Origin of the sequence: Alistipes onderdonkii (genome assembly GCF_025145285.1) — a bacterium.
GTDB lineage: Bacteria > Bacteroidota > Bacteroidia > Bacteroidales > Rikenellaceae > Alistipes > Alistipes onderdonkii.
On sequence record NZ_CP102251.1, the window covers coordinates 201,979 to 228,572 of the forward strand.

Sequence of the window (26,594 nt, forward strand, 5' to 3'; positions counted from 1 at the left end):
AGAAGCGTTTATTTTAGACAGGAATGAATGAATTTCCTAATTTCCTGTATATCCGCTTCAAATCGAATGCCAAGGAATGCCTTTCAACCGCCGGATGGCTCCGGCAGGCATAAAAAAATATATCCCGCAAGCGGGATATATTCAGCGGACGGGCCGATTGATGCCACGTCCGGTCGTATGGTGCGCGTCAACGTATTCTATCGGCGGCACGCACCATCAGTTCGTCGCGGAAAACAGCCCGTGCAGCGAGGTAGGCGAACAGCAGGCACACGAGCGGCAGTGCGATGGCGGGCCGGAAACCCTGCGTATGGAACGAAAGTTCGGAAAAGACCCGCCAACTGAGGAAATAATAGGCCGCTTCCATAACCGCAGAACCGATCAGCAGCACGATCTCCACGACACAGAGCCGGATCTGGAGCAGGCGGCGTTTGAACAGGAAGATCGTAATGAAAGGCAGCACGCAGGCCAGTGCCAGCACGACGCCCATGTAGACGGTCGACTGTACGGCCTCTCCGGCCGAGGTCTGCAGGGAAAAGGCATAGAGCCAGAACTCACCCGCATCGCCCGCGAACCAAGCCAGCGGGGCAAAGAGCGTAACGGCCATGAGCGCCGTGACGATGAGCAGATGGAGTGTTTGGATTCGTTGTATCATAATTATTTACAAAGTTTTATCAATCAGGTATTTATTCCTGTCCGACGAACCCCGGTTGATGAGCTCGCCCAGGAACCCCGCCAGGAACAACTGCACGCCGAGGATTACGGCGAGGATCGCCAGGTAAAAGAGCGGCTGGTCGGTGACCGGACGCAGCGACAGCCCGTGCATCTGTTTCCAGATCTTTGCGGCGATGATCCACACCGTAGTCCCGCCGCCGATAAGGAACATGAGCGTTCCCAGACTGCCGAAGAAATACATCGGCGAGCGGCCGAAATGCGTCATGAACAGCACGGTGATCAGATCCAGGTAGCCTTTCACGGTACGTTCGAGGCCGAACTTCGAACAGCCGTATTTGCGGGCGTGGTGCTCGACGGCCTTTTCGCCGATACGGCGGAACCCGGCCTGCTTCGCCAGAATCGGAATGAAACGGTGCATTTCACCGTAGACCTCGATCGACTTGACGACCTTGCGGCGGTAGGCCTTCAGCCCGCAGTTGAAATCGTGGAGTTTGATACCGGAGACCCGGCGTGCCGTCCAGTTGAAGAATTTGCTCGGCCAGCGTTTGCCGACCGGGTCGCGGCGCTTCTTCTTCCAGCCGGATACCAGGTCGTACCCTTCTTCGAGGATCATGCGGCGCAGTTCGGGGATTTCGTCGGGCGAATCCTGCAGGTCGGCATCCATCGTGATGACGACCTCGCCTTCGGCTGCGGCGAAACCGCAGTACAGGGCTGCCGACTTGCCGTAATTGCGGGCGAAGCCGATGCCGCGGATCGCCGGGTACTTCTCCCTGAGCGACTCGACAACCTCCCAGGAGCCGTCGGACGAACCGTCGTCCACGAGGATCACCTCGTAGGCATAGCCATGCGACACGGCAACGCGGTCGATCCATGCCACCAGTTCGGGCAGGGACTCGGCCTCATTGTAGAGCGGTACTACGACGGATATGTCCAGTTTATTATTCACGGTATGCCTCTATTCGCTCAGCGGGGTGTCAAACGGTTTGGGCGCACGCGACAACACGCCTGCAATGATAAGGCCGAAAACGGCACCGAACAGGATGCTCAGGAAAGTTACAGCCCACAGGGTTCTTAAAAAGGAGGGTTCGGGGGTATTCTGCATCTGGTCGAACATCTGCGACAGCATGGATTCCATGTTGGCCGGCACCCCGCCGTTCCGCCCTATATAATCGGATAATGCGGCTGTGGTACGCTCCGTATAGTTGGCGTAACCGATGAAAAAGTGCATGTAAAGGTATTGCACGATACCGACGATGAGCCCCGCAACGGTCGAGACGGAGAGGATGTAAGCGTATCCCTGACCGAAGGAGAAACCCTCCTCGGCGGTATACATCATCGAATACCGGCGCGTGAAACGGTGCAGCAGATAGTAATGCAGTACGACGACGGCAATCCATTCGATTGCGTACAGGCCGAAACTGGCCGAAATCTGCAATCGGGTTTCCAACATGAACGAGACGGCCAGCAGGGCGCCTATGATCGCGCCGTACTTGGCGACATCTTTCCAGAAATTCGTTTTTTCCATATACAGTTTATATTTGATCTCATTGCAGTTCCCCCTTGCCTTCGCGCAGGATTTCGGGCTCGTCGCCCGTAAGGTCTACGACCGTCGTGGGGATGTTGTCCCCCATGCCGCCGTCGATCACGAGTGCCACGTCGCGGCCATAGCGCTCATGGATCAGTTCGGGATCGGTGGTATACTCCACGACCTGGTCGTCGTCCTTCACCGACGTGGTGACGAGCGGGCAGCCCAGCGCGGCGACGATGGCGCGGGATATGGCGTTGTCCGGAATACGGATACCGATCGTACGGCGCTTTTCAAGCGCCTTGTCGGGCACGCGCGAGGATGCCGTGAGCACGAACGTGAAGGGCCCCGGCAGGTTCCGTTTCAGGATCCGGAACGCCGTGTTGTCCACGCGGCAATACTCCGCCACCTGGGCGATATCCCCGAAGACCACCGAAAAGGCCTCGGCATCCTTACCCTTCATCCGCCGCAGGCGTTCGATGGCCTTGGGCGAATGGAGCGAACAGCCGAAAGCATAGACGCTGTCGGTCGGATAGATGACGATCCCGTCGTGGACGAGCACGTCGACCACCTTCTGCAATTCCCGCTCCGAGGGGTTCTGTTCGTAGATCTTCGTAAGCATTAGGACAAATGTACGAAAAATTATTTAATCTTGCGCCGGTTCAGTTCGGCGCTGTAAGCCCGGGCATTGGCATTGTGCTCGCGGAGCGTCCGTGCGAAGTTGTGGTAGCCGTCGAACGTCGCCCGCGCACAGAAGAAAAGGTAGTCATGCTCCTCGAAATTGAGCACGGCGTCGATGGCGTCGATGCCGGGCATGCAGATCGGCGAAGGCGGCAGCCCCTTGTTGCGGTAGGTATTGTAGGGCGACTCGTATTTCAGGTGTTTGTGCAGGATGCGCCGCAGTCCGAAGTCCTGCATGGCATACTTGACCGTCGGATCGGCCTGCAGGGGCATCCCCTTGCGCAGGCGGTTGACGTACACCCCTGCGATACGGGGCATCTCGTCGGTCTTGCGGGTCTCCTCGTAGACGATCGATGCGAGGGTCATGACCTCGAGCCGGCTCAGACCGCTGCGTTCGCGCAGGGCGTCGCGCCCGGGCGTCCAGAAACGGTCGTACTCGCGCTTCATGCGCTGCACGAACTCTTCGGGGGTCACCGTCCAGTAGAACTCGTAGGTGTTGGGGATGAACATCGAAAAGAGCGTCACGCTGTCGAAACCGACACTCCGTGCCACTTCGGGCGAAGTCAGCACCCGCATGATCGCCGTGGAGTCGGCGTCGATCTGCCGGGCGAGTTTCTGCGCGAGCTGCGCCGGGATGCGGGCATTGTTGATCGAAACCCGCACGGGGGTTTGAAGCCCCAGTTTGAGCATCCGCGCCACCCGGATCACGCTCATCCCGGGTTCCAGCACGTAATGGCCGGGCTTGAACGTCTCCGGCAGATTGATGCGCCGGGCATAGAGGCCGAAAGCCCAATGGTGCCTGAGCCGGGGCAGCAAGGAATCGGTGAGGCTTTGGTAGTCGGCACGGCTGCCGATATAGAGGTCGCGCTCCGCGCGTACGGCATTCCCGTAAAATTGCTGCCGCAGGACAACCCCCGCGACAAGCAGGCAGGCAAGGCAGGCGAAAAGGATATAGCGAAAAGTTTTTTTACGCATCGGGCCGAAATTTTTTGCAAAGATATAAAAAATTCCTACTTTTGTGCCCGGGTGAGTCTTATACGACCAGCTCCTACAGAATCCCCCAGGCGAGGAATCGAGCAAGGGTATGTGGTCGTAGCGGTGCGATGTAAGTAGCTCACCCATTTTGCATAACGGCGCTGTAACTCAATTAGTTACAACGCCGTTTTTTTTATAGATATCTTTTTAGTAACTCGAACTTCGCAACATGCTGCGTTGCTTTAATATGACAAACACCCCTGCTGTATAAAGCCACTCAAAACATACCACGTCCCCCGCTATCATCATCGCAAAAGCATATCCCCCACCCTGCTATTGGCAATAAGGCGCAAGAAAGGACTGGCCGAGGATAAGGCCGGACGGCCCTGCGGCGGCGGTGCCATTGCACGTTCCGACGAAACCCGGAAAGCCGGCAGAGAAATAGGCAGCCCTGCTTTCAGATCAAGCAACTCGCCCGTTGCGGCACCGGTCTTGGGGAGACGAATCCGTACTTTCCCCGACCTCAAATTTACAAGCGCTTACGCACCAGATCGGCCAGGGAAACCGGCAGGCAGACAAGGAATGCAGTGAGCATGCACACGGCCAACAGTCCGGCAAGCGACACCCGGAACAGGGTGCCTATACAACCCCGGAACACGACCGCCGGAGACCTGCGGCGGCATTTTCTTTTCGGACGGGGCTGTCTGGACATGTATTCCTGGGTTATTCAATTCGGATAGTAAATTTATATCTACTTATTGCCTCCCCGTGTCGCCCGATACCATGCCGAACGGCGGTAAGCCTCGTTAAGGTCGGGGAAGGCATCCTGCTCGACGTAGGTCGTAAGCCCCGAGTGACGGCGGATGGCAAAACCGTTATACCCGTTCATGAAAGTTTCCGTCGCGGCCTTCCACACGACCGTCCGTTCCAGCTGGGCCCGGAGGGCCGCATAGCCGGCCGGAGCGACCCGCAGTTCCGCCCACTCGCCGAGGTCGAAGAAGCGCGGCAAAGCCGGAGAATCCCCATAGCTGCCCGGACGATCAAAATGTTGAAGACGGGATAGATCGGGCGCCTCGGCTGAGTGAGTCCGAAGCGCTGCCTGCATCCGGGCAGCCAGTGGGGATATTTCACGTATATCGGTCAGGCTCAGGGTCGCCGAACGGCGTGCCCCCGTATAGTTTGCCACAACATAATCCATGTATGCCCGCCCGAAGCCTTCGAGCGCCGTCCGCATCTCCACGGACGTGTCGCACAACAGCCGCAGTGCCGACGGATAAACGGGTGTAAAACCCGGCGAGATGATCTCTGCCGAAGAAGCCAGCATGTAATCCGACTTCCCGCGCAGTTCGTAAGCAACTTCCACACCTGCGGTAAGGCAGGTTTCAAAAACAATGAAATCGAACATCCCGCCGGGTATCGCTGCCGCAAACTCGGCAATATCCATCTCGGCATGTCCCGCGTCCCCGTCGTCCACCCCGACCGAACGGGATCGGGGCGCCGGGTTCTGCAAAGCGCCAGCCGGCAACCAGCCACTGGCGTGCGAGAAGAAGATCAATCCGTAGCTGTCGGCCGGATATTCGGCGGCAACCTCTCGCAGCACCCGGGCGAAAGTCTCCGCCGAGGCCGAGTTTTCCGCACCGTACTCCCGCACGGTCTCCACATAGGGCGTCGGCGTCGTCCGGCAGCCCCCGCGCAGGCGCAGCAGACGGGCCCCGTCGCGGGAATCCTGATAGATCAGGCACTTGTTCCCGGTGTAAGTCCATCCCTGCCGCAGGGCCTCGATCTTGCGCCCAGTCTCCTCCGAGAGGTTGTTGTCGCCGCCCAGGTAGACGATGATCGTCCGCGTGGGCAGATCCGGATCGGGGCCGGCGTACTCCTCGTTGATACAGGAGCCGCAGAGGAGCACCGCCAGCAGGATCGCCGTTATGTAACCGATTCTGTTCATGCAGGAGTTGTTCTTATTCCTTCACGACATGTGCCGGGAAGCCGTAGGAGCGGTAGTAGTTGTACCAGGGGTGAACCTGCGATTCGTAGAAATAGAGGCCCATACCGTAGCTCAGGTTATAGGGAACGGCCGTCCAGCAGTAGCCGCTGCTGCCGATATTGAACACGGAGCCCGACGTATAATCGCGGAAACCCGAAGCCTGACAGAAGATCGTACCGCCGGAAGGATCGAAACTGCTCATTCCGAACATTCTGTTGCAATAGAACTCCCAACCCGAATTGGCCGTAAATTCCGCAGCGGAGTTGTACGGCGAGTTGTACCGTGAACCGTAATAATCGCCTATAACGACCTGACCGTTGTAGGTATACCCCGTGAAGGCATTCGACGCAGGCATGCAAAACCCGACGGGCGAAGGGTCGTAGACCGTCTTGACGACCTTGTTGTCGTTGCCGGTCGTCAGCGTATTATCGGCGCTCCAGACGTTGTAATAGGAGGTCGCACACCAGTCGAGTATCCCCGTACCGCCGTAATTGAAAAACACATGCGGATTACGGATGGCCCCTCCCAGGGAAACTTTACCCTGACCGGATTTATAGAACATATATTTAATGTCGTCATAATAAGCGCTCTTGTCCAAGATGTCTCCCGAAGCGGTGCGGACGCCCGGCAGCATCGGATCCTTGCGCCCGAACTGGAAATAGGGCTGATTGCCGGAATACGACACGCTGTGAGGCTGCTGAGCCATCGTGAAATCACGCGCCAGACCCGTGCGGGTCTGCGTAAAGCGCACCTTAATGCTGCGGGCATCGTACGTCAGGGTTTCGGGATCGCACCAACCGACGTACACCGGCAGTAAATCGTATTTATAACCCTGGTAGTTGGTCACCTTTTTCAAGCCGTCGCCCGGCACGTAATCCGTCACCCAGATATGCCAGCTCCACATGATCATACCCGAAGCGTCGAGTACGGCGACGACGGCATTGCCCTGCCGGATCGTCGAATGATCGACATCGAACCTGAGGTATTTACCGTCCGGGGTGAGTTCGACCGAGGTAACCAGCGAGTAAGCATCCTGCCATACGAGACAGGCGCCGGCGGGAGTACAGCCCGCATTGTTGTAAATATACGGATCGGTGATCCGCGCGTCGAGATGGTTGACGAAATTCGTTATGATATAGTTTCCGCTGACAGCCGAGGTATAGGCCGCCGAATGGATGCCGCCGTTCTTGACGGCATTGCCGTAGACCAGCGGCAGCGTGTAGGTGCCCGGGGCATTGACCACATAACAGTTCGCCGTATTCATCGGCTCCGTGCCGCCTTTGGTCGAAAGGTCGTAGACGCCGATTTCGGGTTTTGCCGCGGCCAGGGCTTCGTTATGGGAATTGTCGGACACACCGGTCTGTGTCAAGACGTTGAACTTGTAATCGGCCGGATAGGCCGCGAGGTTACGGGGATCCGCCCCAGCTCCCTTCGCGGGGAAACGGGACAACATACTGGATTGCGACGCAGTCCATGTCACGCCGCCGTCGGTCGAGAACTCCGCCGTCCACGGACAGGGGGCGTAACTATCGGTACGGGCATCGTAATAGTGGCTCTGCACCTGCAAACTCCGGTCGGTCGCTCCGGCGTACGAAAAAGTGGTCGTAGGTATCGTCACGTCAAAAGTCAGGGGCAAAAGCGGCACGTAATGCTCGACATTGCCGTAGCGCACCCTGGCATACACGGCCTCATCCGGCAGGGAGGAGCCCGAAAGGTATTTCAACAGATAACCTTCGTCGGGAATGATTTCGCCCGAAAAGTCGAATGTATTGCCCGCCGCAGGCGTGCCGTCGCTTTTGCAAAGCTGGAGTTTCGATACGGACACAGGCGTTTTCCGATCCGCGCCGACCAGCGTCACGGTGCGCGTTTCGACCGAACCGGGCAGGTCGCCGCCCGGTTTCTGCCCGGCGTCGGGCATTTGGCAGGCGAATCTCAGCAGTTCAGCCGCCGTGGCTATGTTCTTCACCACCAAGACCGAATCCCGGTCGCTTTTGACCAGATACTGGCCATTGCTCGTGGAGCTTATCCACTTAGAGTCCGACACCGTGACCGTGTATTCGATATTGCTTCCGGGATTTTTCCACGCCTCGGCGGCAGAGAGGTAACCGCCGCTCTTCACGCTCGTGATCCGGAAGGTATAATGCGTATTGGGTTCGATGTCGATGTATTCGTTCGAAGCATCGCCCGTGATCGAGGTCGAAGAGAGCTGCCGGGAGAAATCCAGCCGGTAGTACTCTTTCGCATCGGCCGCATCGGTAGCGCATAAGATCAGCGCCGTGCGTCTCTTGTCGAACGTATTGAGGTCGGCCGCCGCGCCGCCTGCCACGCCCGAGAGCGGATAGGCGGCGGAATAAGTCGCCTCCGACAACGAGATCATGCCGCCGGCATCGATGGCCGTACTCCATGCCCCGCCGATCCCGGCGGCGTCGGGAATTTCGTATTTGTCGGCAGACGTATCGTAGCGAACCTCCATGCTCGTCTTTTCCGGAGCGCCCGCCAGGATATACGTGACGGTCTTCCCGGCAAAAACGGCGGAGTTCTCCGTCTCGATGGAAACTTTGGCCAGCGAACGCACCAGCGAGCAGGTGTTCGAACCCGCCGACCAGACGACCGATCCGTACATCGGCTGCGCCTCCGAGGCCGGCACGACCCGTCCGCAGGCAGGATTGTCGTAAACGAGCAGCGACGCAAGTCCGCTTTCGGCACTGCCGTCCGCAAGCCCCTGCAACGAGGTTCCGACCGACGCCGGATAGTTCGCCGCGACGCAGACCTTGTCGTTCGCCCGCAGGCTGTAGTACAGGTCGACGAAGGGCTGTGCCGTACCGTTCCCCGATACCGCCGCCGCTGCGAACGCCTGCTTGTGAGCGAGCACGCCACCGCGGTAGACCAGCACATAAAGACTGCCGATCCGGCATTCGGCCGCCGTGGCGGCACGCGTGACGGCCACCTGCTGCGGCTCGGGCAGTTGCAGGGTCAGCCTGTCGCCGCCGCGCAGGGCGGGGGCCGCGGCTTCGTCCTTGATGCAGCCGGCCGTCAGCACGGCAGCCGCCAGCAGGTATAAACCGTATATGAGTATCTTCTTCATAGCTCCGTAATTCAAAAATTTCATTGTTCCAGAATGGGGCGTATCACGTGACCGGAGGAACGGTACTGGTGATTTATCATGTCAATCTGCCCCGAAGTAATGCTCATGTTGCGTCCGAGGGTAGTGTTAGCCGGAATCGCGGTCCAATAGCGGCCGTACATCCCGTAAAGGCCCAATCCCCCACTACTGTAGCGAAAGCCCGATGCCGGGAAGAAAATCGTACCGCCGGCGGGATCGAAAACACCCTCCCCGTTCATCTTGTTGCAATAGAAGTGGAGGCCCTGGCCGGCCCGGTATTCGGCCATGGACTGGCACGGAGAATTGATCTGTGTACCGTAGCCGATCCCGTTGCTGTTGAAAATAGAGGTTCCGTTATATAGAAATCCCGTGAACACGGCCGACGGCGGAACGCAGTACCCGACGGGCGACGGATCGTAAACTGTCTTGACGACCCGTTCGTTATTGACCGTCGTCAGTGTATTGTCGGCGCTCCACAGGTTGTAGTACTGCCCGTCCATACCGGAACCCGTATTGCAGCAATGCGGATTCCGGATATATTCGTTGACCGCAGCGGTATTCAGGGTCGTTTTGCCGAAGGCGTATTCGGGTTTGTCGCTGTCGGTATAACAGCCCTTATCCATGGTCGAGGTTCCATCTGCCTGGTATACGCCCGGAAGCATCGGATCCTTACGCCCCCACTGGTAATAGGTATTGTTGCCTAATCCGACGATCTTTTGCTCGGGCTGGTCGAGAGTAAAGACCAGGCTCAGTCCGGTTCCGGCCTGCGTCAGTTTCACCATTACGCTGCGTCCGGCATAGTCGGTCGTGTCGCCGTCGCACCAACCCAGGTTGACAGGCATGAAATAGTACTGAACGGACTGGAAATTCGTCACTGCACGCAGGTCGCTGTCCAGCTTGTAATCCGTCACCCAAATATGCCAGCTCCACATGATCGTCCCCGCAGCGTCGCGTACGGCGACGATGGCGTTGCCCTGGCGGATCGTGGCCTTCGGCACCTCGAACGAAATGTTCTGTTTATCGGCGGTCAGGGAGACATTTTGTACCAGCCCCTCGGCGTCCTGCCAGACGAGGCAGGCGTCGGCGGGCGTGCAGCCCGGATTGTTGTAGATATACGGATCGCTGATCCCGTTGTCCAGGTGATTGACAAACCCGGTCAGAATGTTCGTTCCGATCTTGGTCGAGGTATAGGCCGCCGGATTAGGATCGCCGTTCTTGACGGCATTGCCGTAAACCAGCGGTAGCAGATAGGTTCCGGAGCCATTGACCACGTAGCAATTGGCCGTATTGCGGCTCCCCTTCGCCATCGAAAGATCGAAATCAGTCACCGGAGTAGCTTCCAGCAAGGCCTCCCGGGACGCCTGCGTGGTGACTCCGGTTGCCGCCTCAATCCGTGCATCGAACGACGCCGGGGCCGTGCTGCCCGAATTCGTATCGGTGAACTGCGTCAGCCATGCGGGTTTCGACGTCGTCCAGGTTCCGCCTTCGTCGACCGAAAACTCCGCCGTCCAGGCTGCCGGAACCTTCGTACCGGCATCGTCGCCGAGGTCGACATAACTCGTCACCCGATAAGGCTTGGTTTCCCCCGAATAGAGAAACTCCACAACCTCGTCGCCCACCACCAACACGGGTTCTCCGTCGACACGCAACAACACGTCGCGGCGGATATTGCCGGCTGCGACAACCATCGTGTATTCCGGCCCTACGGGAAAGGCGAGCGGGCCCTTGACGGGAATTTCGGCGGCGCCGTCGACGACATCGAGTTCCAGCACCCCGGTTCGGGGATCGGCGCCGTCCAGCGAATAGCCGGCCGCGGCCGCGGCATCGGAAAGCTTCGCCGCGACCTTCGCGGCCTTGCTGCGAACAGGGACGGGAGTGTTGACGCCCGCATTCACCAGCACGAGCGAGTCCACGACCAGCGACGATCCCTGTACGTCGCCGTTCACCGATTTTTCGAACCATTCGAGAATATCCGCCGCAACCGTGACGCTCTGCCGGCCGAGCGCCACGTCGACCTTGTAGACCTTGTTCGCGGTGATGTCCAGGGACAGATTTTCGTTATTGGCCGTATTCCCGCCGAGCGCCCCGCTGTTGATGTAGACGGGCAGCGTGTAATCCGTACCGTCGATGCTGAGCGCCAGTTTCAGGCAGGCTGCTTTCGGCGCACCGGTGCGCGGCAGGGTGTAGAACGAGGTGACGGCGGTATAACTCGTCGTACTCGCGCCGATCGTGACGTTTCCGTGGCTGTTCACACACACGGCATCGGCACCCGTGCTTTCGACCGCCGGGGCGAAGGCATGAGCCGTTTCGCGGCGGTTTTCGAGCGTCGTGCTCTTGACCACGACGGCCGCTCCGACAAGGTCGGCTTTGCGGCGCAGGCTCAGGTCGATGCGTGCATAGCGGCGCTCCACGGGAACCGTCGCCATCGAAGCGGCTGAGGTGACGTTCGTGCTCAGCTTGCCGCTCATCAGCATCCCGCTGCTCCCCGCAGCCAGAAAATCCGCCGGGAAATTCGCCGGATCGGTCATCAGCGTTTCCAGCTCCGTTTTCGAATAGGGATTGTAGGAGGCCAGATCGACTGCCGTACCGCTGCGCGTCAGGTGTCCGGCATTGAGCAGCACGTAAATATCCTTCCGTCCCACGGTGACGCGCCACGTATCGTTCAGCCGGCCGCTCCCGTCGGCGGCAGAGCCCGAAGGCGCCGGCAGGACAGCGGTTTTGCCGGGATTTTCGAGCGCCCCGTGTTCGTTGAAAATATAGACCCACGCCGATCCGACCGTGACTTCGTTCGCCAAGGCATTCGGATCGTCGCCCGCCGCATAGGTGTTCAGTGCAAGTTTAAGGTCTACCATCCCGGCTCCGCCATCGGTATTGTCCTCGGCACAGCCGTACAGAAAGGCCGATAGCAGGAGAGGCAGGGCCCAGTTCCGCAGTACATTATATTTTCTCATCGCTCAATCTTTCTTTTTACTATATTTCGGGATCCGTAGTGCCCGAGCTCCAGTCGGGAATCGTAATCGAGACGCCCAGATCGGTGAATTCGATCAGCATCTCGACGGCCGCTTCGTGAAGGCCGTCCACGGAAATAGCGTTCTTCTCCATGTATTCCCGAAGATCCACCGCAACCTTGACCGCACGGCCCGGCGCAGGTTCGCGGACAGTTACCGTTACGGGATTGTCGTCGGCGAAACGCAGCACCTGGAAGCAGGCCGCCAGTGCCTTTTTTCCGTCGTCCCGCGCCAGCGCAGGATAATACGTCGCGCCGAAAGGCTGTACGGCATTCATCCGTATATCGTATTGGGGCATCAGGTTCCCGATTTCGAGCTCCGGCCACGCGGACGGATCGGACAACCCGTTCACGCCCTTGATGTAGATGCGCATGTCAATATGTGCGCTTCGGAACGGGATGTCTCCCGTCACCTTTCCCGACGCATTCGCGGTCGTCGGAACCGTTATGTCGCACTCACCGTAATAGAGGTGGTCGTTGGTGGCGATTTTTTCGCCCTTACCGTAGGCAGGCGCATGCACGCGGCTTTCGGAGAGACTGCCCGAAAGCAGCTCCGTGTCGTCGAAGGCATTGCCCCAGCAGACGATCCGGTAATCGCCCGCAGGCAGATAGAGTTCTGTTCCCTGAAACCGGCTCAGGTCGGCCTGCACGACCGTTTTATCCAGCACACGCTCTCCGCCGGCCCTATCGAAAACGACAAGCGTCACCCCGACGATCATCCGGGAGAACATTGCCGGTTCCTGCCGATCGCCGGAGTAGCTGAAAGTAAGCTCCGTGTTGTACGGGGGCGGGCAATCGCTCATATCCTCATTGATGCACCCCGCGGGCAATGCCAGCGTAATCAGGATACAAAGGGTTTTCGATAGTTTTTTCATGTGTTGCTTTTTGGGGTAAAGACCGGAGGGAAGAAGCTCTCCCCTCCGGGTAATTCGGCAAAACTTAAATTTCGGGGGTGACGTTGGCTGTCGTCCAGTCGGCGACCGTAATGGCTGCGATCAGGTCTATCTTGGCCTTCTCGGGCTTGTCGGTGATCTTGTCGGGAGTGATCTCGATACCGCCGTCCTCCAGCCCCAGCTTGTAGATCTTGTGGGGTTCGGTAGCTGAGAGCAGCGTGCCGCTTTCACGGAAGCCTTTCACGGTGATATACTTCCCGGTAAAAGGGGTCGGATTATCCGCGTCTCCCGTACCGTCGGCGAGCTTGTAACCGGCCGAAACCGTACCGCTAACCTTGTAAATGATATGGGGAACCACGTTGCCGCTGAAAACCTGATAAGCATAAGCTTTCGTGCCTGTTGCGGAAGTCACGGCTGCATTATAGCTGTCGGTCGCCCATGCAGGAGTGAACGTTGCGGGCCAAGTAATTTCGTTGTAATTCTGGATGGTGCTATTGAGGGCGCCACCGTTGAAGTTCAGGAAATTGTTGACGTAAACAGCCTCTACGGTCAGTGCATCCAGACCCGTCCCTTTTTTCACGGTTCCTATCTCAAAGCGGGATACTATCGAGCTGAGTTCCACGGACGCCTTCTTCAGCGTGTGACCGTCATCTGACGTTTCCATCGTGAAGACAGACTGCTCACCGGCAAGCATCACCTGCTGCACGGAATTGTAAGTGCCGGCCGCATTGCCATTGGCGTCCTCGACCGCAAGGGTTCTGGCAATCTGGTTATGGTCAACCACGCTGCTTTTCATCATCGCGGCCGTGAGTTCGCTGAGCGGAACGGTTCCGGTCGGCAAGATGGCGCTTCCCGAATTCACGATAACGAGCACTTGCGCCGGTTCCGTGATCTGTTCGAAACGCTTTTGCTTTGCCTTGATTTCGTCGTTGGTCCAGGCGTAATACGTCGCATTGCCGCCGGCATCCACCAGATAAACCGTAACATTGTCGTAGTAGGGCGTGATCTGGCCTGCGGCCTGCGGATCTTCGACACCATAGGTCTCCAGTGCGCCCGGAAGGGATACCTCGAAGTTAGTTTTCGCGGCAGGGATCTGAGCGCCCGAATCGGCGTCCTTGTCACAAGCCGCCAGCAATGCCAGAGCGGTCAGGATGCAAAGACTTTTCGTCAATTTTTCCATAGATCATTCAATAAAAACCGGAGGAGAGGGCTTCCCCTCCCCCGGGGTAATTCGATAAAATTTAAATTTCAGGAGTAACGTTGGCCACTGTCCAGTCGGCGACCGAGACGGCAACGATCAGGTCGATCTTGGCCTTCTCGGGCTTGTCGGTGATCTTGTCGGGAGTGATCTCGATACCGCTATCCGCCAGGCCCATCTTGTAGATCTTGTGGGCTTCGATCGCCGAAATCAGGCTGCCGCTGTCACGGAAACCTTTCACCGTGATGTACTTGCCGGTAAAGGAGGTCGAGTTATCCGCATCGCCCGTTCCGTCGGCGAGTTTGTAACCGGCCGAAACCGTACCGCTAACCTTGTAGATAATGTGCGGAATCAGACTGCCGGCGAACACCTGATAGGTATAGGCTTTCGTTCCGGTCTGCGAGGTCACGGCCGCATTGGCGGCGTCGGTAGCCCACGCGGGCGTATAGGTCACGGGCCAGGTCAGTTCAGAGAAATTCTGACTGGAGGTCTGCCCGTAGTCGTTATAGAAGAAATTGACGTAAACGGCCTCGACGGTCAGCGCGTCCAGGCCGGTTCCGGCCTTCACGGTGCCCACTTCGAAACGCGACACCAGCGATTTGAGCTCCACGGCGGCTTTCTTCAGCGTGTGGCCGTCGGTCGGCGTCTCGGAGGTGAACGTCGTCTGCTCACCGTAGAGCGCTACCTGCTGTACCGAAAGATAGTCGCCGGCAGCGTTGCCTTTGACGTCAGAGGCACCGATGGTCTTGACTGCCCGGTTCTGATCGGCAACGGCCAGGTTTTTCAGCCCGTTCTCGATACTTGCAAGCGACGTGGGCCCCGTCAGCAGGGACGTGCTGCCCGTATTCGCAACGACAATGACCTTGGCAGGCTCGACGACCTGCTCGAAACGCTTCTGCTTCGCCGAAATCTCGGCGTCGGTCCAGGAATAACCCATCGCATTGTTGCCGGCATCGACCAGATAGACCACGACGTTCTCATAGTACGGTGCGATCTGGCCTGCGGCCTGTGGGTCTTCGACACCATAGGTCTCCAGGGCACCCGGAAGAGATACCGAGAAATTGGTCTTCGCGGCAGGGGGCGGCGCCCCCGTTTCGGCGTCCTTGCTGCATGCAGCCAGCGTCATCGTCGCCAGAGCGGCGACAAAATAAGTTTTCATCTTCATAGTTTTGAAATTTAAATAATAAAAAGGCGTCAATTTTTTAATGGATTGTATGAAAGTCATCTGTCCCCGTTTTTCAGTTCCGCGGTTTTAATCTCGTCGAGATTTCGGCGCAGGCGGTCAATCTCGTCAAGGTTCTGCTGCGCGGCTTTCAGACCCGCCGCCCGGGCGGCTTCGAAATAGGGCGCAGCGCGGTCATAATCCTGGTCGCGCAGCATCAGCAGCAGGCCCCAGGCATTGTCGCATTCGGGAATCCGATCCGGAGACTTCACGCTCCGGAGGTATCTTTCGGCACCGACGAAATCCCGCCGTTCCAGCGCCGCGACAGCTGCGTTGACGGTCGCGGTCACACTTTCGGGATAGAGCCTCACCGCAGTCTCGAACAGGCTGTTGAAATCCTCCGAACCCGGTTCGTATGTGTTGGCGACCAGATACAGTTCGTTCAGGCTGAGGTTCTGGGGGTGGGTCTTCACCACGGCCTTCGCCTCTTCGGCGTCGAAATTCCGCACGTCGTAATCCACGGTGACCGTCACCTTACGCAGGGAGGGGAACATCTCCCGGAGCATGTAGCGCCACGGAGTGCCGCCTTTCAGGGCCATCAGCTTCGCTTCGCGGCCCCCGATGATCGAATATCGGTCGATAATATCCAGCACGGCCTGTTTGTCGGGCATGTCGGAGGTCTGAACGGCCTCCACGAGGTCATCCCAGTTCTCACCGCCGAAACGGATCGAGTAGAGCGACCCCGGAATCGCCGGATAACGGCTTTGCAGATAATCCCGGAGGGCTTTCGCACGCCCCTCGGAGAGGCGTTCGTTCATCGCCAGCGAACCCTCGGGAGAGGCGTAGCCCACGATGACGATACGTTTGATCGTCAAGTCCTTGTCGTCCTGCACGAGGTCGATCATCCGGCGGATCTTTTCCAGTTCCGCGGCATTGCGGCCGAACTCGGGGTTGACGGACGTCTTCCCGACGGCGAAGTCGAGGAACGACTCGCCCTGTTCGGCACGGCTCTTCACCGCCTCGGCTTCGGGACGAATATAGGCCAGATGAGGCTCGATGCGGTAGCGCTCGATGACGATCACCTCTTCCAGCGACACCTTGCCGGCCAGCAGGCGCACGTCCGTAACGCTGGATTTTCCGCAGCCGCAGTCGATCCGTTGAAGGGTCAGCTGCGCCGAGGACATCCACGCTTCGTAAGGCAGCGCCAGCCGGTAATCCATCCGACTGTCGCCCTTGTAATCGGGTACGACGTAATAAGGAGCGGATTTTTCATAGGCGCCGCGCTCCTTCGCGCTCATCAGCGCCAACGCGCGGCGGTGATTCCTGTAACTGTTGCGCCCCATAAGCGAAACGGCAGGCAGGGCAAGCGAACGTTCGCCGGAGACGAGCACCGGCGTAAAGTCCGCGCTCATCCGCGAGGGGACGTTGCGTCCTTCGGTCGTCACGGCCATATCGACGTACAGCGAATCGCCCCGCTGCGCGAGTTCGTTCACCTGCACGGTGACGCTGCCCTGCCGCACCTGAGCCATGCTGCCCGGAACCGGGCAGAACAGCGCCGGACAAGCCGCCAACAAGATCATGCGTATTTTCTTCATAGTCGAGGGATCCAAATTATTTGATCATGAATATCAGGGTGATGCCCGCTTTGGTGGGGCCGAAATAGTGTTCGGAGGCGCTGCCGATTTTCCGGCCGCATTTCGCACACGGATATTTGTCGTAATCGAGGTAAGCGTAACCCACGCCGACCGTCGCCTCGAGGCCCCAGCGGTTGCCCAGCACCCAGTGGTAGCCGTAGCTGACGCCCGCGCCGGCCAGCCACCCTTCGTAGCGGTAATTGCGGATGCCGGCTCCCGGGCGGATCGCCCACGGCAGCATCCCGCCCCAGTTGTAGCCGCCGCCGTGCGCATGGACACCCACGAAATGCCCCGAAAAACGGGTACAGCTCCACCAGCGAACCTCGGGCTGCACGAGCCAGTGCTTCATCTTACGGTTCCCGGAAAATGTCCACGGATTATAGTTGCCCGAGACGTCCAGCGTCCACCGATGCCCCAGACCGAACTCCACACCCAGGTTCAGCGTCGAAGTCGCATCATAAAGCAGGTTGGTCTTGACCGCCGCTTTCTGAGCATACGACACGTAACAGCCGAAACATACCGTCACAAGGAGCAGTATCAAAGCTTTTCTCATTGTTTTCTCGTATTGTTTTACTGCGTCTTCTATCCCACGTGCGAACGCACGCTGCGGAAACCCGTCTTCCGGAAAAGTCGCTCCATAAGCAAAGAGAGCCGGAACTTCGTTTTGTCCCAAGAATTTTTCGACTATTTTTTCCTCCGATCGGGGCGAAAATTTATTTTATCATAAAAATCAGGGTGAAGCCCGCTTTGGTGGGGCCGAAATAGTGTTCGGAGGCGCTGCCGATTTTCCGGCCGCATTTCGCACACGGATATTTGTCGTAATCGAGGTAAGCGTAACCCACGCCGACCGTCGCCTCGAGGCCCCAGCGGTTGCCCAGCACCCAATGGTAGCCGTAGCTGACGCCCGCGCCGGCCAGCCACCCTTCGTAGCGGTAATTGCGGATGCCGGCTCCCGGGCGGATCGCCCACGGCAGCATCCCGCCCCAGTTGTAGCCGCCGCCGTAGGCATGGAGGCCCACGAAGTGCCCCGAAAAACGGGTGCAACTCCACCAGCGAACCTCGGGCTGCACGAGCCAGTGCTTCATTTTGCGGTTCCCGGAAAATGTCCACGGATTATAGTTGCCCGAGATGTCCAGCGTCCACCGATGCCCCAGACCGAACTCCACACCCAGGTTCAGCGTCGAAGTCGCGTCGTAAAGCAGGTTGGTCTTCACGGCCCATTTCGCAACGGGCAGGGACGACGGCCCCGAAATGCCCGAAGGAGCAGGCGTCCACAACGGCAGCAGCCTGGCATACGGAAAATGCAGCTGTGGAGCAAGCTGCACGGGAACCGTCAGGACTGGAGGATATGCAGCCGTATATACCGGTGCCGGGGGTATTTCCGGTACAGGGACTGGAACCGGCCGCGAAGCGGGCCGCGGGTTCCGGGTCGGCGGCCCGTATTTCTTATAAATATAATAACCGCCGTCCAGCTCTTTATATGCCAGATCCGTTCCGGCAAGCCAGCGTGCCAGTACGACCGGGGTATCCCCGGTCGAAATGCTGTCCTTCACAATGACAGGATCGGTCACGACATGGCTGAAGGCGATCTTGACATCGCGCCGGTGCAACAGCTCGTTCAACAGGCTCGTCAGGTTCGGCGGCTGCACCGCCCATGAAATCCGGCAAACGGACAACAGGAAGACGAGTATAAAAATATATCTTACAGATTTCATTATTTCAGCAGGATTTCGGTTCCCGAGATTTCATAAGGAATCCCGCACGAATGAAAAACCGCCTCGAGCGTCCCATCCATGTCCGAAGTTATGATGAACCCGGTAAAGACCAGGTCACCGTATTTTTCCTTCCCAGATACGGATACGCCGAAGATCGCCTCGATGTCCCGGATTACCTCCCTGAGCGGGACGGCCTGGAACGGGATAAAAGGCGGCAACGGTTCGGGAATATCCGTCAGCGTGATGGCAACCGTATCGCATGCGGCTTTCTGTCCGGCGACGAGCACACGCTTTCCGACCGGGGTTTCGACCAATACGAAACCCTCGTAGCAGAAAACCTGCATATCCTGCCGGTGTTGTTTTACCCGGAACTGCGTCCCGAGGACGGTAATCCGTCCCGCCGGTGTCCCGACACGGAATCTCCCGCCATGCACGACGGAGAATACGGCTTCGCCTTTGAGCGAGACCCTGCGCCGGAGTGTCCAGGTAAAACTGTTGTACGACAACTCGGAATGCGGCATGACCACCACCCCCGAACCATCGGGCAGCGTATATGCCAGCTCCCGGTCGCCGCTCACGAGCACGTGCTCCGAGAAATGCCACAGGCTGCCGGCAACCAACATCACCACAACAGAAGCCGCCATGCACCACTGCACCAACTTGTGGCGGAAAGTTTCATGGCGGCGGATAACCGCGCGCCTGCGCGCCAGCAACTCTCCGATCTCTTCGATACGGGAGTTAACCGGAGTCTTGTATTCGATCCTGGTCAGCAATTTATCCAGGCCGCTCCGCGCCATGTCCTTTTCATTTCTATCCATGATTTTGAACCCCGTAATTAATTAAAAACAACAAACTGTGGATCAGTTGTACATGTTCTTCAGCGTTTTGTCCTGCCGTAACCGGGAAAGTGCCGTGGAAGCCACATTGCGGATGGTCTTGTCGGCATATCCCGTAACTTCGGCAATGCCCTTGTTGTCCATTCCTTCGTAGTATTTCAGGTAGATGATCTCCCGCTGCATGTTGGTAAGTTCTCCGAGGGCGGCCTGGAGCTTGCGGATTGTCAGTTCGGAACATTCCGCACGCACCATCGAGGCCTCGACATCAATCTCCAGCGCGAAATCGCTACCGGTATGGCGCAATTCATCTATCGACAGGAAATCCGTCCGCCTTTTCCCCAATTCCTTGAGGATGAGGCGGCGCAGGGAACTGGCCAGATAGGCATACAGGGAGATGGGGACGGAGAGTTTCTTCCGCCGTTCAAAGAGGTATGTGAACAATGTCTGAATGGCATTGTTCACCAGTTCTTCGTCATGCGAGATCCCTATCCCGTACCGGAATAACCTGTCTTCGTACAGACTATACAATGTCCTGAAGGCCTGTTCGTCACCTTCCCTGATCAAATCCCAATATTGATGATCCATATACTTCTATTTACTTAGAGTTGTCCCCGGGCGATTTGTCCCAAGAAAAATTTAAAATTGTTGCCTCGGCATAAGGCTCCCGTCGCATGCCAGGCACGGACACAGGAACAGCCAGGCCATGCAGCCGGCAACGGGCTCAGACATGACTCATACACATAAATTACTATACAACAGCAATTTACAAATGCACGTAATAAGACACAGGAAGAATATTCCGGCAATACGCAAGTTGCCGGGAACAGGAGCATAGACACACTCCACCGAGAAGAATCGGGAAAGGGAACGAATAAGCAATTCGGGGATCCGGCCGCTGAATTCGGACGCAATATTATTCAGCGGCAGCCGTGGGACTCCCCGTACCGGCCGGAATACCCGCATACAGGATATACCGGGCCATGTTCACCCCGGTCGCAAAAGGGGCCGGGAATAGATGTATCGCGGAAAAGCTCCGCACGGGTCAGCTTGTAAAGAGGATTTTTTTGGAAAGGTGCGTGTTCGGAAGGGATGCTATGCACCGTAATAAATGGCCCGAAGGGAAGGAGAGGTAAGCGGGCGTGTTACACGTCAGATATGGTAACTCGAAATAAGAACATCCGTCTTGTCGCAAAACCCGGGGTATCCGGATACGTCAAGGATGGCAAACGGTCTTTCGGCCGATCGCAGAAAGGATGGCAGTGATCGCAGATCAACCGGTTCATACTTTCCGTCTGATATATAAACGGCTCATCGGCCGATTCATTGCCCGGAAACGGCCACGACATTTCCAACAGAAATGCACATCATTAATTTCCAATAAGTTATCAGATAAAAAAAGTTAGTAAAGAAGATGCATCCGGTTGCTATCGCTGGGCGCCGGTTCCGTGAAGGCACAAAAAAAGCGGGACAAAGAAGTCCCGCGCGGCATGATATCCGGTATTTTATTTCGAATAGGCGATCAGCAACTGGTTGACGACGCTGACGAAAACATAGCAGATGACAAAGATGGAAATCCCGCGCCACCCCTTCATATTGGCCGAGACGAGGTAGGCGAAACAGCCCCAGACCATCGACCAGGCCATCGAGACCGACAGCAGGATCACGATCAGGTTATACCCTGCGAGCTTCATCACTTCGCAGGCGCTGCGGGGCTCGCAGACAAGCCCTCCCAGCCATTTCGAAGGCACGCTCAGCACCCCGAGTATGACGATCGTGGGCAACATGGCAAAAAGGTTCGTGGCAAAGATATCGACTGCGCGGATACGCGACGGCGAGAAGAGCAGGGCCAGCACGTAGAGCAACAGCGAAAGGGGAATCCACAAAAGCAGGTTCGAAGAGAGGATCGTGACGATCTTCGACAGATCGTCCCCGACAGGCCAGCTCACCGCCGTCAGCAGGCAGATGGAAAAAAGAGTCCCGGCAAGGCCCCAGCCGAGCGCTTTCCCGGTAGAAAGGTATTCAAACGGGTTAAGAATCCTGTTCATCGCCTTCGAATTGATTAAGTTGAGCAATTATGTCGTCCAAACGGTTGCGTACCGTAGGGTAACTGAGCCCTAATTTCTGCGCCATCTCCTTCAGGGAGCCGCTGCTTTTTACGAAATCGAGCACGAATTGCTGGTCGGGAGCCGAAAGCTGCATCATCACCGGGAGGTTGTAGTCGCCTTCGATATGCGTATCGCATCCGTTGCAATGCATCGCTTGTACGCTCAATCGTTTACCGCAGGAGGGGCATATCTTGGGGAGGTTCTTCAGTGCCATATAAGTTCAAAAAGTTGTATTTATGCCATATCAGGTTTCACAAAATTAATATATTTTTTCAATATATCACACAAATGTGCAAATTCCTGCAAAAACCGACGGCAACAGCAACAGCTGCGCGTCACAGACCGGAGGTGGGATTTCAGAAGTTGGCTTTCACCCCGACCGTGAAATTTGCCCCGTATTCCGGATACCACGGGTATTGGTACAGGCGGCGGTTGATCAGGTTACGGCCCTCGGCGAAGAGCGTAATGCGTCCCGAAACCTTCCAGTCGAAATTGACCCGCAGGTCGGCGGCAAAGGGCACTTCGACACTGCCGAAACTCTCCGCCCCGGATGCTGCATCCAGCTGGTAATCGGACCATTTACGAGTGCTTTGCAGCCAGATACCCGCACCGAACGAAATCTTGCGGCCGTCGTAGTGGGCGGAAAAATTGCCATCGAAAGCCGGGGCACCGTTATGGAGTTTGGTCTCGTCGTCGTTATAGATATAGCCGTGCACGCCCAATTCCGTCCGGAAACTGCTCGCGGGACGCCACGTCACCTCGCCGTTGAACGACAAGACGGTTTGGCGGGCCATCGACGGCAGCATGGTCAGCCCGGCGGCAAGAATATCGCTCCCCTGCACGACATCGGCACTATACCAGTAAAGGTGGTTGTCACGGATCGAGAACCCGGCATAGGCCCGGTAGTCGAACTTCCCGCGCCAGATACTGCCCCCGATACCGAAGCGGCCGTTGTAATCGACCGAACTCTTAGTCCCGAATACGGGATTCAGCAAATAGGGATTCAGCTTCGTAAGCGAGCGGTAGCTGTTGTCGTCGACGCTCCCGTCCATCTCGAAGAACGGGCACAACCCGTCCGTACCGAGGTTCAGGTTCAGCCGCACGAAGGGGAGGATGTAGTTCTCCGCCTCGACGGATTTAATCTTGTCGTGGTAATAGTCCGCACCCGCTTCGAGGCGTACTACCCCACCCTCGATACCGTAACGCAGCGCGGCATGTATCCGTTGCTGGTTATATTCGTCGAGGGCCTTCTGTCCCGCAAGGCGCTCGTAGCCCACTTCGGCAGCCAGGCGGTGACGCCCGAAACCGCGGGCGATCTTCGCATGGGTTTCCAGTGTGGTCTGGCGGGCCTTGTCGTTATAGTCCGGCCACTCGGAATGGTCGAAAAACATGCCGCCCCGGATGGCGATTTCGAAATTCACGCGGCTCAGATCCTGGAAATCGTCGCCGAAGCGCACCGCGATGTTCGCATCGCCGTAATCGGCCATCGAACCGGGTACGGCATCGGCAGAGATGTCCGGCGCGAGGTACATACCGTAGCGGTGGTACATGCGGTTCTCGTAGGAGAGGTCGCCCTCGAGCACGTGACGGCCGAAATATTTACCCGCAGCGGCGCCGATGCGGTTGAGCATCCGCGTCGAATTGTTCTTGACGCCAAAGTCGTTCCCGATCTTGGAATAGCGCCCCTCGTGGTTGACATAGCCCACCACATACCCCGTCCCGGGGTTCTGGCTCGAAGCATAGAAATCCAACACCGAATTGAACGGGTAGCCCATCCCGGCCTTGAGGTAGAAAGGCAGCGGGCGGTTGAATTCCCAGTAGGTTACCGTCGCAGGGCGGATCGGCCGCGTGGCGAGGGTGGTCTGCAACGACAGCGGTGTGATCGTATAGTCGATCTCGGGACGCATCTTCACCGTGTCGGTCATGTCGGGCACGACGGCGAGTTTCGACGCCCCCTCCACACTCGGCACATAGGCCTTGGTCACTTCGACCCGTTTCTCGACCTGCGCGCTCGCGCCCCAGGGCAATGCCGCCATCAGCGCGGCTACAAACAACATGCGTTTCATCGTCAGTTCAGTTTTGCGATCCGTTCCTTGGCTTCGTCCACGATCCCGTCGTCGGCAGGCGAATAGCCGTCCGCGACGCTCTGGTAGGTCGCCCGCGCCTGGAAATTGTCTCCCTTGCGGACATAGACGTCGCCCAGCAGGATGAAGGCCTTGGCCAGCCAGTAGGCCTGGGGTTCCCGTTCGGAATAGGCGAATATCGCCTTCTCGGTCTTGTCCATATCGCCCTTTTCGAAGATGTCCTCCAGCACGTAATAGGCAGCGGCGGAACCCTCCTTCGAGCGGACGTCCGCGGCCAGTTCCCTGTAAAGCTTCACAGCATCGGCACGGCGATCCTGCTGCCGCAGCAACTCCGCCCATGCGAATTTCGATTCGCGCAGCGCCACGGCCCCGGCATCGGGATGCGCGGCGACATCGGCAGCCATCGCCTCGATTTTCGAAGCGTCGCCCCCGGCCAGCGTGGCGCGCACGTAGCCCGTCATGGCATCCTCGCGCCCGGCCACCGTCGTCGTGACGTCGTACAGCTTGCGGAATGCGGCGGCGGCCTCGTCGTAACGCTTGTCCTCATAGGTCAGCTCCGAAAGTTTTTCGAGTACCGTGACCGAATACTGGTTCGTACCCTGCCCGGCCAGTTCGGTGAGGGTTTCGATGGCATCGCCGCGCTCGCCCGTGCGGAGGTAACAGTCGCTCAGGAAATAGAGGGCATCGTTCAGGTAATACCCCTTGGGGTAGCTCCTGACATAACTGCGCAGCGACTTGGCGGCAGCGTCGGTCTGCCCGGCCAGGTAAAGTTTCTGGGCGGCGGCGAACGACAGCGAGTCGCGCGACACGGCTGTCAGGTCGCTCTCCATGCCCACCCTGGCGGCATAATCGAAATAGTCGTCGACCTTGCCGTCCGAGACATAGATCTCGCGGATACCCTGCATGGCCCCTTTGGCTTCGGACGACTGCGGGGCCGTCTCGACCACCATGTCGTAATATTTCAGCGACTTTTCCTTGTCCCCCAGGTTGAGGTAGGCGAGCCCCAGGTCGGCAAGCGCCTGTGCACGGCGCGGCGACGAGGGATAGTCGGCAATGAACCGTTCCAATTGTCCGGCACCTTCGGCATAGCGTTCCTGCGCGATATAGGAACGGCCGAGCTCGTACGAGGCGGCATCGACATAGTCGCCCTGCCCTGCGGCAACGATCTGCCGCAGCGCCTGCAGCTTGGACTCCGTGCGCCCGAGGATGCCGAGCGTCACGGCGCGTTTATACTGTGCGTAATAGCGTTCGGGGGTGTTCAGCGCAACGGCACGGTCGTAATCCCCTACGGCCGCTTCGAATTCGCGGTCGGAATAGCGGATATCGCCCAGCCGGTTGTAGGCATCGGCGCGGTAGCGGTCGCGGGCCGGATAGGCTTCGAGGAACTTCTCGAACGAACTGCGCGCCCCGGCCATGTCCTTGCGCGAGAAATCGCAGTAGCCGAGGTTGTAGAGCGCCATGGCATATTCGTCCTCGCTGCGGGGGGCACGCTTCAGGTAGGCGTTGTATTTGGCCGCAGCGACCGTATAGTCGCCCTGTGCGAAGGCGATTTCGCCCTGCCAGAAGGAGTTGAGCGCACTGTATTTGGGGCTGACATTGATGGCCGCGGATTCGGCCAGGTAACGCTGCGCGGCACGCATGTCACCGGCGCTGTACGCCTCCAGACCGCGGAAATAGGTGATCTTTTGCAATGCGGCACGGATGTCGGCATCCTGTGTCGGGAAGGATTTGATGGCCCGGTAAGCCGCGTCGTAATCGTTCGAATTGTAGTAGGCCGCGATCAGCAGCGAACGGGCTTCGCCCACGCGCGGAGAATCGGGATATTGTCCGACATAGCGCGTCAGCACGTTGATCGCGCCGTTGAAGGCACCGCCGCCCAGCTCGTATTGCAGTTTGCCGTAGTTGAACAGCGCGTCTTCGGCAATGGCCGGATCGAGCTTGTCGTCCGCTGCCATGGCGAACGACTGCATGGCCGCCTGTTTATCCCCGGCACGCAGGTAACAGTCTGCCAGGTGGTACGAGGCATTCTGCGTCAGTGCATCCTCGGCACCGCAGGCCTTGCGCAGAAACTCCACGGCCTCGGGATAGCGTGCCGTGCGGTAAAGCGAGAAGCCCATCAGGTAGCTGCCGTCACGGTCGAGTTCGCCGCCGGCAGCCGTAAAGGCGTCCAGGTGCCCGATGGTCTTGTTATAGTCGCCCAGGTGAAACCACGATTCGGCGATGATACGCTCCAGTTCCTGCCGGCGTTCGGGCACGGCACGGCGCGCCAGTTCGTCGCCGTGTTCGACGACATAGCGGTAGTTTCCGTCGCGGAATTCGATCTGCAGGAGGTAATACGGCACCACGGCGCGGTAGGCATCGCTGCGCTGCAAGGCCGTGAAGCCCTGCTTCGCACGCCCGTAGCGCCCCTGGGCATAGTCGATATAGGATTTGTAATAGAGTGCGTGGTCGGCATACTCGCTCTGGGGGCCGATGCGGTCGAAATAACCGAACGCCTTGTCGTAATTGCCTTCGGTGAACTCGACATAGCCCATGCGAATGTCGTACTGTTCCTTGCGCGACCGGCTCAGCGCCTTGTAATCGGTCTTTGCGAAAGCCTCGCGGGCACGCCTCATATCGCCCTCGGCGCAATAGAGCGACCCCAGCGAAAACCGCACGTCGTTGGCGTAGACCGAACCGGGATAACGCGCCTCGAAATCGCGGAGCGCCCCTTCGGCATCGCGGCTGCCCAGTTCGACGGCACAGGCCGCCAGGTAGAAATCGACCGTCTGCGCCGCGACACGGTCGGAAGGCGCGAGCACGTCCCGGGCCCGGAGGAACTCATGCCGGGCATCGCTCCAGCGGCCATAGTCGAACAACGACCGTCCGCGCTCGATAAAGGTCTCACTTTCGGGCACCCCGGCCTGCACCCGCAGGGTGCATACCGCGCACAGCGCGAGGGTCAGCAACAAGCTCAGTTTTTTCCGCATACGCACATAAATTCTTACAAAGGGCAAATATACGAAAATTTGCCTTCCCCG

The 26,594-nt window shown here is 58.2% G+C and carries 20 protein-coding genes and 1 other RNA gene; 1 reads left to right on the forward strand and 20 read right to left on the reverse strand.

Annotated elements, in window-relative coordinates:
* Nucleotides 1–187 precede the first annotated feature (187 nt).
* The 5 genes from NQ559_RS00905 to mltG are packed head-to-tail and all read right to left on the reverse strand — an operon-like array spanning nt 188 to nt 3,853.
* Complete coding sequence (locus NQ559_RS00905; RefSeq protein ID WP_018695377.1) at nt 188–652, reverse strand: DUF4293 domain-containing protein; 465 nt, start codon at nt 650–652, stop codon at nt 188–190.
* A 6-nt stretch (nt 653–658) separates the two neighbouring features.
* Complete coding sequence (locus NQ559_RS00910; RefSeq protein WP_026318278.1) at nt 659–1,606, reverse strand: glycosyltransferase family 2 protein; 948 nt, start codon at nt 1,604–1,606, stop codon at nt 659–661.
* A 21-nt stretch (nt 1,607–1,627) separates the two neighbouring features.
* Nucleotides 1,628–2,197: a DUF4199 domain-containing protein gene (locus NQ559_RS00915; RefSeq protein WP_018695375.1), complete on the reverse strand. Its 570-nt coding sequence runs from the start codon at nt 2,195–2,197 to the stop codon at nt 1,628–1,630.
* A 19-nt stretch (nt 2,198–2,216) separates the two neighbouring features.
* On the reverse strand, nt 2,217–2,819 hold the full coding sequence (locus NQ559_RS00920; RefSeq protein WP_018695374.1) for an L-threonylcarbamoyladenylate synthase: 603 nt from the start codon (nt 2,817–2,819) through the stop codon (nt 2,217–2,219).
* Nucleotides 2,820–2,839: 20 nt separating this feature from the next.
* Nucleotides 2,840–3,853 (reverse strand): endolytic transglycosylase MltG, encoded by a 1,014-nt coding sequence (gene mltG, locus NQ559_RS00925; RefSeq protein WP_018695373.1) that lies wholly within the window; start codon nt 3,851–3,853, stop codon nt 2,840–2,842.
* Nucleotides 3,854–3,902: 49 nt separating this feature from the next.
* Here mltG and ffs point away from each other — a divergent pair.
* Nucleotides 3,903–4,000: signal recognition particle sRNA small type (gene ffs / locus NQ559_RS00930), an RNA gene on the forward strand.
* Nucleotides 4,001–4,604: 604 nt separating this feature from the next.
* Here ffs and NQ559_RS00935 read toward each other — a convergent pair.
* The 15 genes from NQ559_RS00935 to NQ559_RS01005 all read right to left on the reverse strand — a co-directional run bounded on the left by NQ559_RS00935 (nt 4,605) and on the right by NQ559_RS01005 (nt 26,543).
* Nucleotides 4,605–5,798 carry a clostripain-related cysteine peptidase gene (locus tag NQ559_RS00935; protein ID WP_018695372.1) on the reverse strand — a complete coding sequence of 398 codons (1,194 nt, stop codon included), beginning with the start codon at nt 5,796–5,798 and terminating at the stop codon, nt 4,605–4,607.
* Nucleotides 5,799–5,811: 13 nt separating this feature from the next.
* Entirely contained in the window at nt 5,812–8,922 is a 3,111-nt protein-coding gene (locus NQ559_RS00940) for a hypothetical protein (protein WP_018695371.1), read from the reverse strand.
* A gap of 20 nt (nt 8,923–8,942) precedes the next feature.
* Nucleotides 8,943–11,891, reverse strand: coding sequence for a hypothetical protein (locus tag NQ559_RS00945; protein ID WP_018695370.1), 2,949 nt, complete (start codon nt 11,889–11,891; stop codon nt 8,943–8,945).
* Nucleotides 11,892–11,910: 19 nt separating this feature from the next.
* Nucleotides 11,911–12,822, reverse strand: coding sequence for a FimB/Mfa2 family fimbrial subunit (locus NQ559_RS00950; protein WP_018695369.1), 912 nt, complete (start codon nt 12,820–12,822; stop codon nt 11,911–11,913).
* 64 nt (nt 12,823–12,886) lie between these two features.
* The gene (locus tag NQ559_RS00955; protein ID WP_018695368.1) at nt 12,887–14,011 is read right to left on the reverse strand and encodes a hypothetical protein; all 1,125 of its coding nucleotides are present in this window, start codon (nt 14,009–14,011) and stop codon (nt 12,887–12,889) included.
* Nucleotides 14,012–14,081: 70 nt separating this feature from the next.
* On the reverse strand, nt 14,082–15,197 hold the full coding sequence (locus NQ559_RS00960; RefSeq protein WP_244062178.1) for a hypothetical protein: 1,116 nt from the start codon (nt 15,195–15,197) through the stop codon (nt 14,082–14,084).
* Nucleotides 15,198–15,259: 62 nt separating this feature from the next.
* Nucleotides 15,260–16,795, reverse strand: coding sequence for a DUF3868 domain-containing protein (locus NQ559_RS00965; protein WP_026318275.1), 1,536 nt, complete (start codon nt 16,793–16,795; stop codon nt 15,260–15,262).
* A 16-nt stretch (nt 16,796–16,811) separates the two neighbouring features.
* Entirely contained in the window at nt 16,812–17,387 is a 576-nt protein-coding gene (locus NQ559_RS00970; RefSeq protein WP_087401930.1) for a DUF3575 domain-containing protein, read from the reverse strand.
* A 160-nt stretch (nt 17,388–17,547) separates the two neighbouring features.
* On the reverse strand, nt 17,548–18,111 hold the full coding sequence (locus tag NQ559_RS00975) for a DUF3575 domain-containing protein (protein WP_394800517.1): 564 nt from the start codon (nt 18,109–18,111) through the stop codon (nt 17,548–17,550).
* Nucleotides 18,112–18,548: 437 nt separating this feature from the next.
* Nucleotides 18,549–19,367, reverse strand: a complete 819-nt coding sequence (locus NQ559_RS00980; RefSeq protein ID WP_230322104.1) for a FecR family protein — start codon at nt 19,365–19,367, stop codon at nt 18,549–18,551.
* 42 nt (nt 19,368–19,409) lie between these two features.
* The gene (locus NQ559_RS00985) at nt 19,410–19,970 is read right to left on the reverse strand and encodes an RNA polymerase sigma factor (protein ID WP_026318272.1); all 561 of its coding nucleotides are present in this window, start codon (nt 19,968–19,970) and stop codon (nt 19,410–19,412) included.
* Between the two features lie 917 nt (nt 19,971–20,887).
* On the reverse strand, nt 20,888–21,430 hold the full coding sequence (locus NQ559_RS00990; RefSeq protein ID WP_018695361.1) for a hypothetical protein: 543 nt from the start codon (nt 21,428–21,430) through the stop codon (nt 20,888–20,890).
* Complete coding sequence (locus NQ559_RS00995; RefSeq protein WP_022332975.1) at nt 21,414–21,704, reverse strand: DUF2089 family protein; 291 nt, start codon at nt 21,702–21,704, stop codon at nt 21,414–21,416. The genes NQ559_RS00990 and NQ559_RS00995 overlap by 17 nt, the downstream gene beginning before the upstream one ends.
* A gap of 142 nt (nt 21,705–21,846) precedes the next feature.
* Nucleotides 21,847–23,556: a hypothetical protein gene (locus NQ559_RS01000; protein ID WP_018695359.1), complete on the reverse strand. Its 1,710-nt coding sequence runs from the start codon at nt 23,554–23,556 to the stop codon at nt 21,847–21,849.
* A gap of 2 nt (nt 23,557–23,558) precedes the next feature.
* Entirely contained in the window at nt 23,559–26,543 is a 2,985-nt protein-coding gene (locus NQ559_RS01005) for a tetratricopeptide repeat protein (protein ID WP_026318270.1), read from the reverse strand.
* Nucleotides 26,544–26,594: the final 51 nt, after the last annotated feature.